The sequence below is a fragment of the Stenotrophomonas pictorum JCM 9942 genome (genome assembly GCF_001310775.1).
GTDB lineage: Bacteria > Pseudomonadota > Gammaproteobacteria > Xanthomonadales > Xanthomonadaceae > Stenotrophomonas > Stenotrophomonas pictorum.
The window spans coordinates 1-1,104 of the sequence record NZ_BAZI01000618.1 but is presented as its reverse complement, the minus strand read 5'-3'; the positions used below and the strand labels follow the sequence as shown (position 1 = coordinate 1,104).

1 protein-coding gene and 1 pseudogene are annotated in these 1,104 nt (G+C 67.8%); both read right to left on the bottom strand.

Features of this window, described 5'->3' with window-relative positions:
- A pseudogene (locus JCM9942_RS20370) lies at nucleotides 1–240 on the bottom strand (DNA cytosine methyltransferase); the annotation flags it as partial.
- On the bottom strand, nucleotides 216–1,104 hold an 889-nt coding region (locus JCM9942_RS16545; RefSeq protein WP_256202414.1), incomplete at its 5' end, for a DNA cytosine methyltransferase. The gene JCM9942_RS16545 and the pseudogene JCM9942_RS20370, both read right to left, overlap by 25 nt.

Here is a 1,104-nt window from a genome sequence, read left to right as displayed (position 1 = left end):
TGCGGTGATCGTCGGCAAGGGGGAATGGACCGGTTGGCCAATGCTGTCGCCCTTGAACTTGACGAGCGCCGGCGCCACCACCGCAAAGTGCCCGCCCTTCACCCCAGCGCACTGGGTACGCAGCGGCTCCTGCGCCGACCAGATGCGGCCGCCGTTGCCGGCGTTGGCAAACTCGGTGAGGAAGAATGGCTCGGCGGCATCTATGACGTGTCGCTTCAGGCCCTTGGCGATACGGCGCATGGTGCGTCGGCCAATGGGCGCGGCCGGTCGAAGATGGAGCGGCCCATGTCGCTGAAGTCGATGCTGTCAGCGGCGGTGACCAGCTTTTTCAGACTGGACGCCTTGCCGTGTGTCGGGCTGGGCCACTGGATCGGTAGGCCATCGCGGCGAGCGAGCAGGAACAGGCGCTCGCGGCTGGTGCCGGCGCCGTAGTCGCTGGCCACCAGCTTTCGCCATTCCACTGCATATCCCAGCGATTCCAGCGCATGCACGAACTGCCGCCAGGTGCGACCGCTGTGGCGCTTGTCCGGGATGAGCTGCTGGTTTTCCACTGGCACACGCTCGCCCGGCTCGGCCAAGCTGCCGTCCATGCGCAGCACGCGGCCGGTGGCTTTGCAGCGCTTGGCCACCAGCGGCCCCCACGTGAGGATCTGCCACACGTTTTCCATGCTGATGATGCGCGGCACGGTGTTGCCGCCGGTGCGCTTGTCGGCTTCCAGCAGCTGGCCCACCCACTTGAGCACCACCCACGACAGCGCCCGCGTCTTGCGGCTGCGCGGCTGGCCGCCCTTGGCCTGGCTGAAGTGCGTGCAATCGGGCGAGGCGTGGAACCAGCCGACTTTGCGGCCGGCCACGTCCACACGCGGATCGGCGTGCCAGATGTCCTCGCGGTGGTGCTGCGTGAGCGGGTGATTCGCCGCGTGCATGCCGATGGCCTGCTCGTCGTGGTTGTAGGCCAGTGCGGGATCAATGCCCAGAGCCTGCTTCAGGCCCTCGCTGGCCCCGCCGCCGCCGGCGAACAGATCCACCACGATCTCGCCGGGGCGCAGCTTGGACAGCTGCGGCAGCGGGAAATTGAAGCGCAGGGAGCCGTCAGCCATCACT